The sequence below is a fragment of the Hymenobacter sp. genome (assembly GCF_031398885.1).
In the GTDB taxonomy this organism is placed as follows: Bacteria; Bacteroidota; Bacteroidia; order Cytophagales; family Hymenobacteraceae; genus Hymenobacter.
Window position 1 is genome coordinate 1 of sequence record NZ_JANNOD010000090.1, and the last position, 15,155, is coordinate 15,155.

General features: G+C 60.7%; 15 protein-coding genes. 5 read left to right on the top strand and 10 right to left on the bottom strand.

The features are described 5' to 3' along the window. Positions 1–186: 186 nt before the first annotated feature. Positions 187–645: a peptidylprolyl isomerase gene (locus RMO51_RS16990; protein WP_310396632.1), complete on the bottom strand. Its 459-nt coding sequence runs from the start codon at positions 643–645 to the stop codon at positions 187–189. Positions 646–821: 176 nt separating this feature from the next. Between RMO51_RS16990 and RMO51_RS16995 the strand changes: the two genes are divergently transcribed. Together RMO51_RS16995 and RMO51_RS17000 are read left to right on the top strand one after the other, a co-directional pair. Beyond that, a complete protein-coding gene (locus tag RMO51_RS16995) occupies positions 822–1,451 on the top strand; it encodes a fasciclin domain-containing protein (protein ID WP_310396634.1) in 630 nt (209 codons plus the stop codon). Positions 1,452–2,164: 713 nt separating this feature from the next. Continuing rightward, positions 2,165–3,181 carry a hypothetical protein gene (locus tag RMO51_RS17000; protein WP_310396636.1) on the top strand — a complete coding sequence of 339 codons (1,017 nt, stop codon included), beginning with the start codon at positions 2,165–2,167 and terminating at the stop codon, positions 3,179–3,181. A 94-nt stretch (positions 3,182–3,275) separates the two neighbouring features. Here RMO51_RS17000 and rsgA read toward each other — a convergent pair whose 3' ends face one another. The 6 genes from rsgA to RMO51_RS17030 form a co-directional block, all read right to left on the bottom strand. Further along, positions 3,276–4,241 carry a ribosome small subunit-dependent GTPase A gene (gene rsgA / locus RMO51_RS17005; RefSeq protein WP_310396638.1) on the bottom strand — a complete coding sequence of 322 codons (966 nt, stop codon included), beginning with the start codon at positions 4,239–4,241 and terminating at the stop codon, positions 3,276–3,278. Then, entirely contained in the window at positions 4,226–5,488 is a 1,263-nt protein-coding gene (locus RMO51_RS17010) for a glycosyltransferase N-terminal domain-containing protein (RefSeq protein WP_310396640.1), read from the bottom strand. Before RMO51_RS17010 ends, rsgA begins: the two co-directional genes overlap by 16 nt. 47 nt (positions 5,489–5,535) lie before the next feature. Further along, complete coding sequence (locus RMO51_RS17015) at positions 5,536–6,120, bottom strand: peroxiredoxin (RefSeq protein WP_310396641.1); 585 nt, start codon at positions 6,118–6,120, stop codon at positions 5,536–5,538. Positions 6,121–6,286: 166 nt separating this feature from the next. Then, positions 6,287–7,060 carry an enoyl-CoA hydratase-related protein gene (locus tag RMO51_RS17020; protein WP_310396642.1) on the bottom strand — a complete coding sequence of 258 codons (774 nt, stop codon included), beginning with the start codon at positions 7,058–7,060 and terminating at the stop codon, positions 6,287–6,289. A gap of 165 nt (positions 7,061–7,225) precedes the next feature. After that, positions 7,226–7,621: a GxxExxY protein gene (locus RMO51_RS17025; protein WP_310396644.1), complete on the bottom strand. Its 396-nt coding sequence runs from the start codon at positions 7,619–7,621 to the stop codon at positions 7,226–7,228. Between the two features lie 160 nt (positions 7,622–7,781). Beyond that, on the bottom strand, positions 7,782–9,086 hold the full coding sequence (locus tag RMO51_RS17030) for an aspartate kinase (RefSeq protein WP_310396652.1): 1,305 nt from the start codon (positions 9,084–9,086) through the stop codon (positions 7,782–7,784). 99 nt (positions 9,087–9,185) lie between these two features. Here RMO51_RS17030 and RMO51_RS17035 point away from each other — a divergent pair, with 99 nt between their 5' ends. After that, on the top strand, positions 9,186–9,383 hold the full coding sequence (locus RMO51_RS17035; protein WP_310396654.1) for a hypothetical protein: 198 nt from the start codon (positions 9,186–9,188) through the stop codon (positions 9,381–9,383). A 56-nt stretch (positions 9,384–9,439) separates the two neighbouring features. After that, positions 9,440–10,465 carry a class 1 fructose-bisphosphatase gene (fbp, locus tag RMO51_RS17040; RefSeq protein ID WP_310396645.1) on the top strand — a complete coding sequence of 342 codons (1,026 nt, stop codon included), beginning with the start codon at positions 9,440–9,442 and terminating at the stop codon, positions 10,463–10,465. 68 nt (positions 10,466–10,533) lie between these two features. Here fbp and RMO51_RS17045 read toward each other — a convergent pair whose 3' ends face one another. From RMO51_RS17045 to yihA, 3 genes are all read right to left on the bottom strand, one after another. Beyond that, entirely contained in the window at positions 10,534–11,151 is a 618-nt protein-coding gene (locus RMO51_RS17045) for a DUF5606 domain-containing protein (RefSeq protein WP_310396646.1), read from the bottom strand. 105 nt (positions 11,152–11,256) lie between these two features. Further along, on the bottom strand, positions 11,257–11,715 hold the full coding sequence (locus tag RMO51_RS17050) for an energy transducer TonB (protein ID WP_310396647.1): 459 nt from the start codon (positions 11,713–11,715) through the stop codon (positions 11,257–11,259). Positions 11,716–11,793: 78 nt separating this feature from the next. After that, entirely contained in the window at positions 11,794–12,417 is a 624-nt protein-coding gene (yihA, locus tag RMO51_RS17055; protein ID WP_310396649.1) for a ribosome biogenesis GTP-binding protein YihA/YsxC, read from the bottom strand. Positions 12,418–12,850: 433 nt separating this feature from the next. Here yihA and RMO51_RS17060 point away from each other — a divergent pair, with 433 nt between their 5' ends. After that, positions 12,851–15,100, top strand: a complete 2,250-nt coding sequence (locus RMO51_RS17060; RefSeq protein WP_310396651.1) for an OmpA family protein — start codon at positions 12,851–12,853, stop codon at positions 15,098–15,100. Positions 15,101–15,155 lie beyond the last annotated feature (55 nt).

Consider the following 15,155-nt stretch of genomic DNA (forward strand, 5'->3'; position numbering starts at 1 on the left):
CGGCAGCGCCATTTTTGGGGCGCGGGGGTGAGCCTGTTTTTAGCCAAACAGCACGTCATGCTGAGCAGCGCTCAGCATCTTTACCGCGGCACTAATTTCATCGTTGCTACAACTTAATTAGTCCGCGGTAAAGATGCTTCGGCAAGCTCAGCACGACGTTCCCTGATGTTAAGCGAAAGGGTTGAATTACGCCTCTTTCACCACAATTTTCTCAATTTCATCGTTGGCCTGAATCTGGTCGATGACGTCGACGCCATCCACCACTTTGCCGAACACGGTGTGCACGCGGTCGAGGTGGGCCGTGTTGTCGCGCGAGTGCACCACGAAGAACTGGGAGCCGCCGGTATTTTTGCCGGCGTGGGCCATGCTCAGCGCGCCGCGCTCGTGGTACTGGTGGTCGCCGCTGGTTTCGCAGTCAATCTGGTAGCCGGGGCCACCGGTCCCGGGCTGGCCTTTCGCGCCTGCGCGGGTGTTGGGGCAGCCGCCCTGAATGACAAAATTGGGAATAACGCGGTGAAATTTCAGCCCGTCGTAGTAGCCTTTTTCAGCGAGGTCAATAAAATTTTTGACGGTTTTCGGAGCGTCCTGCTCGTAAAACTCAACCTTCATTACGCCTTTTTTGGTGTGAATTTCTGCGGTTTTCATGTATTTCCGGTTTAAGCGGATTAAATAGTTTTGGTGGCGGCCAGTGGGGCTTTCAAGGGGGCGAAGGTAAGAAAGTGCGGGACGTGCGTAAACATCCGAGCAGGTTTGTTACTTCGTAAACTCGACGGCCGCAGTGGCCTACGTTCTTCCAACCATTTTTTCACACCACTTTTTTCATGAAAAACCATTTTGCTTCCCTAGTGGCTGCCCTTGCCACGTCGCTCGTGCTGGCCAGCTGCGGCACCGACAAGCCCGCCACCACCGAAACCACCGCCACCGCGAACTCCGCGGATTCCCTGGCCGCCACGGCCGGCGATTCGGCCCGGATGGCCAAGCCCGAGGGCGTGATGGTGGACGGCGTGGCCATGACGGCCGATAAAGACATCGTGGACAACGCCGCGGGTGCCAAGAGCGTGAGCACGCTGGTAGCCGCCGTGAAAGCCGCCGGTTTGGTGGAAACGTTGAAGGGTACCGGCCCTTTCACCGTGTTTGCCCCCACCAACGCCGCGTTTGAAAAACTGCCCAAAGGCGCCCTCGAAGGCCTGCTGAAGCCCGAGAGCAAGGCCGCGCTGACCGGCGTCCTCACCTACCACGTCATCCCCGGCCGCCTGCTGGCCGCCGACCTCAAGGATGGCCAGGAGCTGACCACCGTGAACGGGGCCAAGCTGCGCGTGTCGGTGAAAGACGGCAAAGTAATGGTGAGCAACGGCAAAGACGCTCCCGCTACCGTGGCCATTCCTGATGTTATTTCCAGCAACGGCGTGACCCACGTGATTGACGGCGTGGTGCTGCCCCCCGCCAAATAGTTTCTGATTTAAGGTTTCCGGTTGCTGGTAATTCCAGCGCCAGCTGTGAAAAGGCCTCCCGCTTGCGGGAGGCCTTTTTGCGTTGGCACCGGCGGCTCTGTTGCTGCTTCGGGTTGCCCGGTCCGCCCCTTTCCCCCGTGGTTTTCGCTGCTTTCCTTGTCCGCCTATTTACCGATTTATTATATGTTAATAAAGATTATGTAATGTATTTGTAAGCTTCTATTATCTAATAACTTGCCTTCTTTTATCTATTAAGCGACTCTTTACCTTTGGCGTAAACAACGAGTCGTGATTCACAACTTGCCCGGCCTGCCAGCGCAAATCCGCAACGGCAGCTGCCGGGCCTTCGAGCAGCCGTTCGAGGCGCATCGGTATAAAGCTGTGCTGGCGCGCGCGCGAGGTGCTGCGGCACGCGCCCGGGGCAGAAGACCTGACGCAGGAGCATTGCTGCGCCCGCCGGGCCAACCTCGCCCGGCGCAGGATTCGCCCCATGGGCCAGGGCGGCCTGTTGGGGCGTTGCGCAAGAAAATCCGCCTCCGCTGCCGCGCCGCCGACACTCGGACGCGCCGCCATCAGGCGTTTGGCGCTGCCACGGAGTCGGGTGCGGAAAGCACATCCAGAAGCTTGGTAAGCCCTGGCAACTTGGCGGCCCTGCCGGTGCGGCCCCGGGTATTTTCACTTTTCACTACCTCACCCCTTACTCTCATAACCACATGAAAACATTCATCACCAAAACGGCCCTGCTGGCCACGGGCCTCACCTTGTCGCTGCTGACGAGCTGCAATATCACTCCCGACCCGGGAGCGAACGCAGCCCCCAAAACCGCCCCTAAGGCGGCCGACGCCACCACCGCCTTCAAGGCCGACCTGGCCCTGCGCTGGGCGCCCATCCACTACCAGGACACCGACGTGACCGGCTCCCACGGCCTGAGCGGCAAGGCCGACTACCTCTCGGCGGTCAACTTCGACGGCGACTGGTCGGCTACCAACAACTGGAACAACCTGACCAACTACGCCGCCACCGGCCACGGCTACTACTCGGTGGTGGAAACGGGTACCCACTGGTTCATCACCTACGCTTTCTTCCACCCGCGCGACTGGACCGATATTTTCTTCCTCTACAACATCGACGAGCACGAAAACGACCTCGAAGGCCTGCTGACCATCGTGAAGAAGGACGGCAGCCCCTTCGGCAACCTGCAGGGCATCGTCACGGTGTCGCACGCCGACTTCTTCTCCTACGTGCCGGCCGGCAGCCCCTTGCAGGCCAACCAGGAAGACCTGGACGGCTCGCTCACGATGGAGCAATTCGACGGCGGCCTGCACCCCGTGACGGCCCAGGAAGCCAAAGGCCACGGCCTGAAAGCATTTCCCTACTACAAAATCGAGGGCGACGGCCTGAAGTATTTCCCCTCGCCCAATACCGCCGAAGCCCCCGCCAGCGCCGATGACCGGGACGTGCAGTACAAGCTCGTGGACATCTTCGAGCCCAACGGCCTGTGGGACCAGCGCTTCAACACCGCCTTGTTCGTGAACGCCGACGGCGGCTTTCAGAAAAGCCGCGGCAACGGCGGCGCCAACGCCCCCTGGGCCTGGGACGACGGCAACGACGTGCCCGGCCGCGGCGAGCTGGCCACCGACCCCGCCAAGCTTGTCAACGCCTACTTCAAAAACCTCGGCGCGTTCGACCTGAACTACGTCGACAACAAATACAAGGGAATCGCGCCATAGCCGCGCCCCGGCCTCCTTCAAACAAAACAGCCCTAAACTTCACGTTCCGGGCTGTTTTGTTTGAAGGAAACTGGAGTTGATTCGCACGGCAACCTCAATGCCGGTTGTCCTCGCCGGCCAGCATGCTCAGGTAGCTATTGTAGCGGGGCAGGGCAATGCGGCCCTGGTCCACCGCCTCGCGCACCACGCAGCCGGGCTCGTGCGTGTGCTGGCAGTTGTGGTAGCGGCACTGGTTGAGCAGGGCGCGCATTTCGGGGAAGTAGCCGGCCAGCTCGGCGGGCGGCATGTCCACCAGACCCAATTCTTTGATGCCGGGCGTATCGATGATGTGGGTGCCGGGGCGCACCTCCAGCATCTCGGCGAAGGTGGTGGTGTGCACCCCTTTGTCGGAGAAATCGCTGATTTCGGCGGTCTTCAGGTCCAGGTTGGGCACCAGGGCGTTGATGAGCGTGCTTTTGCCCACGCCGGAGTGGCCGGCCAGCAGGCTCACTTTGCCGTCGAGCAACTGGTCGATTTCGGGCACGCCCTCGCCGGTACTGGCGGCGCAGGTCCGGCTGGGGTAGCCCAGGCTGGCGTACATGCCCGCGATTTCGGCCTGGTATTCAAACCCGTCGGCGTCGTACAAATCGGTTTTGTTGAACAGCAGCACCACCGGAATGTGGTAGGCCTCGGCCGTGACCAGAAACCGGTCAATAAAGCCGAACGAGGTGGCCGGCGACACCAGCGTGACGACCAGCAGCGCCTGGTCGAGGTTGGCCGCCACGATGTGCGAGTGCCCGGTTTTGTGCACCGAGCTTCGAATGATGTAGTTGCGCCGCGGCACGATGCGCGAGATGACGGCCGCGCCTTCGGCCTGGGCTTCCACCGCGAAATCGACGTGGTCGCCCACGGCCAGCGGGTTGTTCACCTTCAAGCCCTTGATTTTGAATTTGCCCCGCAGCCGGCAGCGGTAGAGCTGGCCGGTTTCGCCGCGCACCACGTACCAGGAGCCGGTGGATTTTACCACCGTGCCGCGCAGCAGAGCGCCGGGGTCGGAGGGGGCGGTTATTTCCGGGGGCATGGGGCGGTAAGGCCGGGCAGGGCGGCCATGATGGTGCGGGTGGCGCCGGCCTGGCCGTGCACGTAGTCGAGCGTGGCGTCTTGCAGGCGCAGGCGGGCGTCTTCGTGGTGCCACAGGTAGGTGAAGGCGCTTTCCAGCTCGTCCGCGTTCTGCACCGGGAATGCGCATTTTAGCGCCACCAATTCGGTGGCTTCCTGAAACTTCGCGTAGGTGGGCCCGAAGAACAAGGGCAAGCCGAAAGCCGCGGCTTCCAGCGTGTTATGCAGCCCTTTGCCAAACGCGCCGCCAATGTAAGCGTACTCACCGAAGCGGTAAAGCTGGCTCAACAAACCCACGTTGTCGAAGAGCAGGACGCGGGCGTGGCCCACCGTGGCCGCGCGTGCTTGCGAATACCGCTGCACCTGCCCGGGCAGGGCCGTTTCCACGAGCCGCAGGTTGGCCTCGGTGATTTCGTGCGGCGCCACCAGCACGCGCAGCTCGCGCTGGTAGCGGCGCAACAGGGGGAGCAGCACGGGCAGGTCCTCGGGCCAGCTGCTGCCCACCACCAGCACCGGGGCCCCGTCCGCCACGAAAGCGTCGACCACCGGCAGGGCCCCGGTTGGGGCGGCGGCCGTGGCCACCACGGTGTCGAAGCGGGTGTCGCCGGCCACGCTCACCTGCGCGATGCCCACGCCGCGCAGCAGGGCGGCGGAGGCTTCGTTCTGGGTAAAAATGTGCGCGAAGCGGCCAAGGATGCGGCGGAAAAACCCGCCCCAAGGCCGAAAGAACATTTGGTCGGGCCGGAAAATGGCCGACACGACCACGGCCGGAATGCCGCGCCGGTGGGCCTCGTTCAGGAAGTGGTACCAGAACTCGTACTTCACAAACACCACCAGCCGGGGCTGCACGGCGTCGAGGAAGGCGCAGGCGTGGGCGCGCGTGTCAAGCGGCAGGTAGAAAATGTAGTCCGCACCCGGCCAGCTTTTGCGAACTTCGTAGCCCGAGGGCGAGAAGAAGGTCAGCACCAGCTTGGTACCGGGGTGGGCCTGGCGGTAGGCTTCCAGCAGCGGCCGGCCCTGCTCAAACTCGCCCAGCGAGGCGCAGTGAAACCACGCGCGCGGCGCGGGGTCGGCCCCAATCGTGCGAGCAATGCGGGCCAGCAAGCCGCGGCGCCCCGCTACCCAGGCCGCCGCCTTGGGCACAAACGGAGCCAGCAGGCGCAGAAGCAGGCCGTAGAGGCCCAAGGCAATGTTGTAGAGGAACAGCAAGGCCCAAATTTATGCACTGCAAATTCAGCGCACCAATCCAACCGGCCCTACAAGGATGCCTCGGCTTCCCAATCGGCGGGGCACGCCTCGCCGTTTTTCTCAAAGTGTTGCAGGGCGTCAATCATGCGCAGGGCTTCGCCGAGGCTGCGGCCCAGGGGCCGGTCATTCACCAGTTGATGCCGCACGATGCCGTCGCGGTCGATGAGAAACAGGCCCCGGTACGCCATGGGCGAGCCCACGTAAGTCATCTCGCCCTGCTCGGTGTAGTCGTAGTGGCCGCCCAGCACGTCGTAGTTGGCCGCAATGGTTTTGGTGGCGTCGGCCACCAGCGGGTACTTCACGCCCGCGATGCCGCCTTTGTCGCGCGGGGTGAGCTGCCAGGCCAGGTGGGCGTACTGCGAGTCGGTGGAGCAGCCCACCACGGCCACTCCGCGCTGTTCAAACTCCGCCAGCCGGTCCTGAAAAGCCAGGATTTCGGTGGGGCACACCCGGCTGAAATCGGCCGGGTAGAAGTAGAACAGCACGTATTTTTTGCCCAGGTAGCGGTCCAGCGAAAATTCTTCTTCGTAGGCGCCGTCGATGACGGCCGAGGCTTTAAAGGTAGGGGCGCGCTTGCCCACGAGTACTGCCATTGGTTGATGTGCTGAATGATTGATGTGCTAATGTGCGGATTGAGGCCGCTGGCTTACGGTCGGGTATTGGCCGGATTTTTTGCCGTCGGTGATGGGTACGAATTCAGCGGACACGCGGCCGAGATTGCCGGTGGAAGCACATCAGCACATCAAATAATCAACCCTTCTATCTTCCCTTGAATTCCGGCTTGCGCTTCTCCACGAAAGCCGCCATGCCTTCCTTCTGGTCTTCGGAGGCGAAGGTGAGGTAGAAGTTTTTGCGCTCGAAGTGCAGGCCTTCGTCCAGGTGCGTCTCAAACGCCCGGTTCACGGACTCCTTGGCCAGCCGGGCCGCCACCGGGCTCATGGCCGCAATGCTGGCGGCCAGGCGGTAGGCCTCTTCCAGGTACTGGCCCACGGGCACCACGCGGTTGACCAGGCCCAGGCGGTGGGCTTCCCGGGCCGAGATGAATTCGCCGGTGAGCACCATTTCCATGGCCTTGGCCTTGCCCACGGCGCGGGTGAGGCGCTGGGTGCCGCCCGCCCCCGGCATGGTGCCGATGCGGATTTCGGGCTGCCCAAACTGCGCCGTTTCGGAGGCCACCAGCAAGTCGCAGGTCATGGCCAGCTCGCAGCCGCCGCCCAGCGCAAAGCCCGACACGGCCCCAATCAGCGGCTTGCGGAACTTGCGAATCTGGTCCCAGGTGCTGAACTGGTCGGTGATGAGCATGTCGATGGCCGACTTCCCCGCCATCTGCTTGATGTCGGCGCCCGCCGCGAAGGCCCGCTCGTTGCCCGCAATGACCACCACGCGCACCGTGTCGTCCTCGTCCAGCGCCTTCAGCGCGTCGCGAATTTCCTGCATCAGTTGCAAGTTGAGGGCGTTGAGCTCCTTGGGGCGGTTGAGCTGGACGAGGGCCACGGCCGGCCGGGCCTGGGGCGTTACGAGAATGAATTCCATAAATCGCAGATGGTACAGATGGTGCAGATGTCGCAGAAGAGGACGGGCCCGATTATCGCAGATGGTGCAGATGATGCTGATGCCGCAGATGTGGGCGGGCCCGACTGGCGCAGATGATGGGGGGTGCCGGTTTGGGAGGGATTTGGAGCGGTAGTGGGAGCGAGGCTACTGAGGTTTGGGTGAGTTGACGAAGCGTTTGTATTGGAGGCGGGCTTCGCCGAAATTGAGCAGCAGGGCCACTTCCAGTTGGTAGGCGTTGAGGTAGTTGAGGACTTGTGCGTGGTGGAGCGGGATGATTTCGCTTTTGGCTTTTAGCTCGATGAGTACGGCGCCGGCCACCAGAAAATCAGCCCGTCGGCTGCCCACCTTCTCGCCCCGGTAATACAGCGGCAAGTCCGCCTCCCGCTCAAACGGCAGCCCGCGGTGCTGCAACTCAATGGCCAGACAGCGCTGGTAAACCACCTCGGGAAACCCCAACCCGACGGCCGAATGCACCTCCATCGCGCAGCCAATAATAGCCCCCGTCAGCTCTTTGTGCTTATAAATTTCCGTAGGTGCCATGCCAATAATTTAAAATCACAGTGCGGAAGAAATAATGAAATGGTCAATTAACTGGTCCTGAAAGCTAGTCGAGCCCGTCCGCATCTGCGGTATCACCCCATCAGCACCAGCCGAGCCCGCCTGCATCTGCGACATCTGCATCATCTGCACCATCTGCGATTTATTGGCACACGAACTGAAACGTGCTGCGCGTGCGCTGCTCCAGCAGCAGGCGTTTGCCCGTCGTGAGCTGCGCAATGCTGGTGGCGTCGTAATTCTTGATGGTGAAGAGCGTCAGCCCGGTGTTGTAATGGAGCGTGAACTGCTCGCGGAGTAAATCCAGCAGCAGATTCACCCGCCGCTCCGAAAAGTCGGTGCACACTGAAAAGCTGATGGCCGAATTCTGCATCACATTAATCTTCAGCTTGGCCTGCGCCAAGGCCCCGAAAATGACCTCCAGGTTTTCTTCCGAGATGAACGCAAAATCCTTGCTTTCAAAGGACAAGAGGCACTGGTCGGTTTTGCGGATGAACGCCGGCGCCAGCGCCGCGTGCTGGCAGTCGTGGATGAGCGTGCCCTCGGCCGCGGGGTCCAGAAACGATTTCACGCGCAGGGGAATGCCGCGGTCGGCCAGTGGCTTGAGCGTTTTGGGGTGGATGACCGAGGCGCCGTAATACGCCATCTCAATGGTTTCGCGGTAGCTGATTTCGGGGTAGCGCACCGGGTTCGGAAAGATTTTGGGGTCCGCATTCAGCAGGCCGGCCACGTCTTTCCAGATGGTTACGCTCTCGGCGCGCAGGCAGTAGGCCAGGATGGCGGCGGTATAGTCGGAGCCTTCGCGGCCCAGGGTGGTAGTGCGACCGTCGGCGGTGCCGCCCAAAAAACCTTCGGTTACAATGATATTTTTAGAATCCCCAATCCACGTAGCTGCCATTTTGTGTACTTCGTGCTCAGTCGTTGACCAATCAACGCGACCTTCTCGCCACGTTGCATCCGTTTGAATCATATGACTTGCGGGACACCAATATACCAGCGTTGAGTTTCGGTCTGAAGCAAGGGCATTGCCTACCATGTGAGCGGAAACGGTTTCGCCAAAGCTCACTATTTGATCGTACCATTCGTCATAGTCTCCGTAACTCGGCACTTGGGTCAGCGTGTGTTCGAAGTCGTCGAAAAGCTGTATTGGCGAGTTTTTATACTTGTACGATTTTGCATACGCAGCTAAATGTTGGCAAAGCGCATCATGGGTCTGTTGATGGAAAGATTTAAGAGCAGCAAATTGAGGCAAATAGTCCCGCCCGTGATACGCCAAGTTGTAAATTTCCTCCAGCGCATTGGTGGTTTTGCCCATGGCCGACACCACAATCACCAGCGGCCCCTGCGGCCCATAGTCCCGCACAATGCGGCAGAGGTTGAGAATGGCCGCCGCGTCCTTCACCGACGCGCCGCCAAATTTGTACACCTGAAGTCCGGGTAGCTCGCTCATAGGCCCCAAAAGTAGGCAGCGGGTCCGGCTGCGACCGATGCCGAACGGGCCGGGGTGGTGCAACACCGCACGATAGTGGTGCGACACCGCTCGTGAGTGGTGCCGGACCGCACGGTAGTGGTGGTCAACTGGTCCGGGGTGGTGTCGCACCACTCCCGGGTGGTGTTGCACCGGTCGCAAGTGGTGCCGCACCACTCCCGGGTGGTAGCGCACCACCCCGGAGTGGTTTGGAACCGGTCGCAAGTGGTGTGGCACCACCCCGGACCGGTTGGCCACCACCCGCGTAAAAACCGGTAGCATTCTCGTCCAAAAGCAGGTAAATTTGCTCACCCTGTTCCCCCTAAACCTCCTTTATGGACCACAACAAACTGGCCCTGCCCGTCGGCACCACCCTCGACCGTTTCATCATGCGCAAGCAGGAAGATTTTCCCTACGCGACGGGGGAATTGTCGCAGCTGCTGCGCGACATTGCGCTGGCGGCCAAGATTGTGAACCGCGAAATCAACCGCTCCGGCCTCATCGATATTGCCGGCGCCTACGGCAACCGCAACGTGCAGGGCGAGGACCAGCAGAAGCTCGACGTCATTGCCAACATCCGCTTCATCCGGGCCCTGCGCAACGGCGGCGAAGTGTGCACCATCATTTCGGAAGAGGACGACGAGATGATTCAGACCGGCAACAACCAGGGCAAGTACGTGGTGGCCATCGACCCGCTCGACGGCTCCTCGAACATCGACGTGAACGTGAGCATCGGGACCATCTTCAGCATCTACCGGCGCGTGTCGCCCACTGGCCGCGAGGGCACCGCCGCCGACTGCCTGCAGCCCGGCACCCACCAGGTGGCCGCCGGCTACGTCATTTACGGGTCCAGCACCATGCTCGTGTACACGACGGGCAACGGCGTCAACGGCTTCACCTACGAGCATTCGCTGGGCGAGCTGTTCCTCTCGCACCCCGACATTCAAACGCCCAAAACCGGCGCCATCTATTCCATCAACGAGGGCAGTTCGGAGTACTTCTCGCCGGGAGTGGCCGGTTTTCTCAAGGAGTGCAAGGACCTCAATTGCTCGGGCCGCTACATCGGCTCGCTGGTGGCCGACTTTCACCGCAACCTGCTCAAGGGCGGCATTTACATTTACCCCGCCACCCCCAAAAACCCCCAGGGCAAGCTGCGCCTCATGTACGAGTGCAACCCCCTGGCCTTCATCGTGGAGCAAGCCGGTGGCAAAAGCAGCAACGGCGCCCAGCGCACCATGGAAATCGAACCCAAAACGCCGCACGAACGGTGTCCCATCTTCATCGGCAGCAAAGAGCTGGTGGAGCGGGCCGAAGCCTGCCTGGCCAAGGAGCAACAAGCCCTAAACGTGGCCGCTAAGTAGCTTCTGCCGGTCGCAAAAAAAGCCGCTCCCAGGTCAGGAGCGGCTTTTTTGCGGCCGGCAGTATGTTGTTACTCCGCTTTTTTACGGCTTTTTTTGGCCGGAACGGTGGCCTCTGGATTGCCGGGGGCTTCGGGGGCGTCGTCGGGGGCGCCAATCACGCCGCCGGTGCTCAAGGGCTCGTTCGCGGCGGGTTCGGCATCCGCTTTGGCCGACTTGCGCTTGGCTTTGGGGGCGGGGGCGACCTCTGCGGGCGCCGTTTCGTCGGCCGCGGGTGCTTCGGGGGCAGCGGCTTCCTGGTAGGGGCGGTGCTTGCTCACGATGCCGAACCAGTTGGCCACTTTCTTGATGTCGGACAGGTACACCCGGTCGCGGTCGTAGTCGGGAACGATGCCGGCCATGAACTCGGTGAGCTCGCCCTCGCTCGACTTGGCCGTGACGGGCGCCGTGGTGCCGTGCTGCTGATAGATGCGCTCAAAAATATCGGTGAGTGGCACGGTCTGCTCGGGGTCCTGGGTGTAAATCGAGATTTCGGACAGCAGCGACACCTTGTTGCGGGCCGGGGCCAGGGTGCGGGTGGCTTTTTCGTCGAGGCTTTCCACCAGCACGCCGTGGCGCGCGGCGCGCACCAAGCGGTAGAGACCGGGCATGCCGCTGATGGCGGCCAACTCTTGCAATTCGTAGGGCATTACAATTAATGAAGAATGAAAAATGAGGAATGAAGAGTGAGGAGTTTTGTGAACCGCGCCAGCTGCGAATTCTTCATTCCTCACTCTTCATTCGAAAATTAAGGTTTACTGTCCTTCCGTGGCGTTGGAGCCCGTCACGCCGAGCTTGAACACGATGGGCAAGCTGGTCAGAATGGGGTACTCGGGCTTTTTGAATTTGAGCAGGCGCACCACGCGCAGGGCTTCTTCGCCGGTGCCCCCGCCAATCTGCTTCACCAGCTTCACGCCCTGCAAGGTCCCGTCCGGGTTCAGCGTGAAGCTTACAATGCACTGGCCTTGAATGCGGTTTCGCTTGGCTACCAGGGGGTATTTCAACTCCTGGGCGATGAAGGCGTACAGGGCTTCCTGGCCGCCTTCGTAGTACTCGGCCACCGGAATGACTTTGCCCGCCGCGCCGAGGCCAGCACCTTTCTCGGCTTGCGATTTGGCGGCGGGGGCGGCGGTTTGGGCCACGGCTGGCGCGGTGGCGGCCAGCAGCAGGCCCAGGGCCAGCTGAGCAATGCGGATGCGGGGTTGGTTGGTCATGATGATAACGAGAAGGCGGCGAAATGAAGAGGCGGAAGGTTTGAAGGCCGGGCCGGGGTTGGCAATTTAGGGGCCAAACTACACGTCGGCCGCGGCCCCGCCGGCAACCCACTCTTTGTTCACGTCGGCAATAAAGGCCAGCACTTCCTCGCGCCCCAGGCCGGTTTCGGCCGACGTCTGGAAGTACCGCGGCAATTCGTCCCAGGTTTCGCTCATCTTGCTCAGGTAATCGGTCAGCAGCGCTTTGGTTTGCGCCGTCGACTGCTTGTCCGACTTGGTGAAAATCATCACGAACGGAATGCCTTCTTCGCCCAGCTTTTCCATGAATTCCAAATCCGCGGGCTGCGGCGCATGGCGCGAATCCAGCAGCACGCACACGCACATCAGGTTGGTGCGGTGGCGCAGGTAAAAATTAATCATGCGCGCCCACTCCGCCCGCGAAGTCTTGCTCACCTTGGCGTAGCCGTAGCCCGGCAAGTCCACCAAATACCAGCCGTCGTTGATTACGAAATGGTTAATCAACTGCGTTTTCCCCGGCGAAGCCGAGGTTTTGGCCAGGCCTTTGCGGCTGGTCAGCATGTTGATGAGGGACGATTTGCCGACGTTGGAGCGGCCAATGAACGCGTACTCGGGCAGCGTGGGGGCCGGGCACAGCTCGGCGCGGGAATTACTGGTTAAAAAACGGGCATCGCGGACAATCATCGAGTGGCGGGCAAGCAGCAGAAGGGTTGAAGTCGCAAAATTACACCCGAAACGCAGCGGCCGCCGCGCAAATAAAAAAGGGCAACCCGGTGGCTATTTCGTTAGCGCTTCTATATTTGCGCGGTATGCCCGCCAGCTCAGTGGGCCGCTGCTGCCTCACCGGCTTGCTTTTGAATGGCTGAAATTTCGCTCAGAACCGCTTTTCGTAAGCAAAAAACCTATCTTTGCCCGTCGCTGGTCCTGCCAGGACGGGCTAGCTTGTATGAGGCCAGCCCTTCGGCACGGTTACCTTCCTTCCAAACGGGGATTAAGGCCTAACCCTGCGGTAGTTTTTCAGTATAAGCCCAACATATAGCTCGTTGCCCTTGCTATTCACGGTGTAATTTCTTTCACAACCACTTCAGCCATTTCCCTTTTTCAAACCTCTCCTCCAATGGACAACTTATCCAGAAGGTTACTGCAAGCTTCGTGCGCCGTTGCCCTTACCGCAGCCGTAGCCGCCCCGGCCGCCGCGCAAAGCACGCGTAAGGACCTCAAGACCGGCAACAAGTTCTTCGAGCAGGAAAATTACCGCGCCGCCTTACCATACTACGAAAAGGTGTTGGCTAAAGACCCGAACAACGCCAAAGCGCTGTTCAACGCCGGCATTTCCTACATGTCGTTCGACAAGGAAAAAGCCAGCGACTACATCTACAAGGCGCAGAAGCTGAAGCCCAAAGTCGATAAGTCGGTGGAGTACTGGCTGGGCCGGGTAGACCACCTCAACTACAATTTCGACGAAGCCATCGCGCACTTTCAGGCCTACAACGTGACCCTGAAAAAGAACGACTCCCGCAAGGAAGAGCTGGCGCAGTTGATTCAGCACAGCAAGAACGCCAAGGTGCAGTTCAATTCGCCCAAGGATATTTTCGTTAAGAACCTGGGGCCCACCATCAACTCGCAATACTCGGAGCACAGCCCGGTTATTTCGTCGGATGACAAATTGCTGCTTTACACCTCGCGCGGTGAAAACGTGACCGGCGCCGCCGGTAAAACGTCCGATAAGAAGAACAAAAGCGTGGCCGCCGACGGCGAGTACTACGAAGACATTTTCGAGGCCAAGCGCATCGACGACGAAAACTGGGAAAAGCCCCGCTCGCTGAGCGGCGTGCTGAACGGCAAAGGCCACGATGCTTCCACGCAGTTGTTCGACAACGACACCAAGCTGCTGATGTACCGCAACGACAACAACGGCGACATTTTCGTCTCGGACAAGACGGGTGGCGACTGGACGGCCCCCAAGCCGTTGGACGCCAATATTAACTCCAAGTCCTACGAGGGCGACGCCTACATTACCGCGGACGGCCTGACGCTGTACTTCGCCACCGGCAAGTACTCGGAAGACGGCACGCTGGACTTGTACTACAGCACCCGCGTGGCGGGCGGCGACTTTGGCCCGGCCAAGTCGATGGGCGGCAACATCAACACCAAGTACGACGACGACAGCCCCTACATCAGCAAAGACGGCAAGACCCTGTACTTTTCGTCGCGCGGCCACAACACCATGGGGGGCTACGATATTTTCAAGTCGGAGTTTGACGAGTCGACCCGCCGCTGGGGCCAGGCCCAGAACATGGGCTACCCCATCAACACCCCCGACGACGATTCGTACTACCGCCTGAGCCCGGACGGCTCCTACGCCTACCTGAGCAGCTACCGCATTGGCGGCTACGGCGAAAAAGACATTTACACCATCAACTACATCAAGAACGCCACCATTCAGGGCAAGGTGTTCTCGTCGAAGGACAGCACGACCGTGATTCCGGGCGTGGAGCTGGTGTTCAGCGGGGCCCAGGCCGACAAGACGGCGCTGAGCTTCCGCGACGTGACCAAGCCCGATGGCGCCTACCAGGTGGCCGTGCTCTCGGGCCGGACCTACCAGGTGGCCGTGAGCAAGGATGGTAAAAACATCGAAACGCAGGAATTCCCGGTGCCCGTCTCGACCAATGACTCGACGACCATCACCAAGAATTTCTACATCAACTACGTCGACACCACCGCGAACAGCATGTTTGCGTCGAAAAATATTTACTTCGACACCGACAAGTACAAGCTCCGGCCCGAGTCGATTACGAACCTCAACGAGATTAGCCAGATTCTGATTGCCAATCCCGGGGTGAACATTTCGGTGGAAGGCCACTGCGACTCGCGCAACACCGACGAGTACAACATGGTGCTGGGCCAGAACCGCGCCGAGGCCGCCTACAACTACCTCAAGAAGCAAGGCGTGGCCGACACCCGCATGACCACGGTTAGCTACGGCGAGCGTCGCCCGGCCGCCCCGAACGACTCGCCCGAAAACATGCAGCTCAACCGCCGCGCCGAGTTCAAGGTAGTGATGAAGGAAGGGGAAACGATGCCCGCGCTGAACAACGGCGCCACGGGCACGATGCCCGCCTCCACGGATAGCACGGGCACTACCACGACCACCACGACGGCCGCGCCGCTGAACCCCGGCAAGAGCAAAGTGAAAACGGCCGACGGCACCAAGGTGAAAACCAAGGTGGACGAGGACTCCGACAAGGTGAAGGTGAAAACCAAAAGCGCCACCGGCGACACCAAGACAACCACCAAGGACGGGGAGTTGGACGGCAAAGCCAAGGACGCCAGCGGCGAAAAAACCAAGATTAAGGCCAAAAACTAGTGCTCGTTTAGGTCAATAAGCAGGGGAGCGGGCCGGGCAATTTGTCCGGCCCGTT

Bases quoted from the DNA above. Each gene is read 5' to 3' on its own strand.
- RMO51_RS17015 (WP_310396641.1), bottom strand. From the start codon at position 6,120: ATGGCAGTACTCGTGGGCAAGCGCGCCCCTACCTTTAAAGCCTCGGCC.
- RMO51_RS17000 (WP_310396636.1), top strand. From the start codon at position 2,165: ATGAAAACATTCATCACCAAAACGGCCCTGCTGGCCACGGGCCTCACC.
- RMO51_RS17050 (WP_310396647.1), bottom strand. From the start codon at position 11,715: ATGACCAACCAACCCCGCATCCGCATTGCTCAGCTGGCCCTGGGCCTG.
- rsgA (WP_310396638.1), bottom strand. From the start codon at position 4,241: ATGCCCCCGGAAATAACCGCCCCCTCCGACCCCGGCGCTCTGCTGCGC.
- fbp (WP_310396645.1), top strand. From the start codon at position 9,440: ATGGACCACAACAAACTGGCCCTGCCCGTCGGCACCACCCTCGACCGT.
- RMO51_RS17030 (WP_310396652.1), bottom strand. From the start codon at position 9,086: ATGAGCGAGCTACCCGGACTTCAGGTGTACAAATTTGGCGGCGCGTCG.
- RMO51_RS17060 (WP_310396651.1), top strand. From the start codon at position 12,851: ATGGACAACTTATCCAGAAGGTTACTGCAAGCTTCGTGCGCCGTTGCC.
- RMO51_RS16995 (WP_310396634.1), top strand. From the start codon at position 822: ATGAAAAACCATTTTGCTTCCCTAGTGGCTGCCCTTGCCACGTCGCTC.
- RMO51_RS17025 (WP_310396644.1), bottom strand. From the start codon at position 7,621: ATGGCACCTACGGAAATTTATAAGCACAAAGAGCTGACGGGGGCTATT.
- RMO51_RS17020 (WP_310396642.1), bottom strand. From the start codon at position 7,060: ATGGAATTCATTCTCGTAACGCCCCAGGCCCGGCCGGCCGTGGCCCTC.
- RMO51_RS16990 (WP_310396632.1), bottom strand. From the start codon at position 645: ATGAAAACCGCAGAAATTCACACCAAAAAAGGCGTAATGAAGGTTGAG.
- yihA (WP_310396649.1), bottom strand. From the start codon at position 12,417: ATGATTGTCCGCGATGCCCGTTTTTTAACCAGTAATTCCCGCGCCGAG.
- RMO51_RS17045 (WP_310396646.1), bottom strand. From the start codon at position 11,151: ATGCCCTACGAATTGCAAGAGTTGGCCGCCATCAGCGGCATGCCCGGT.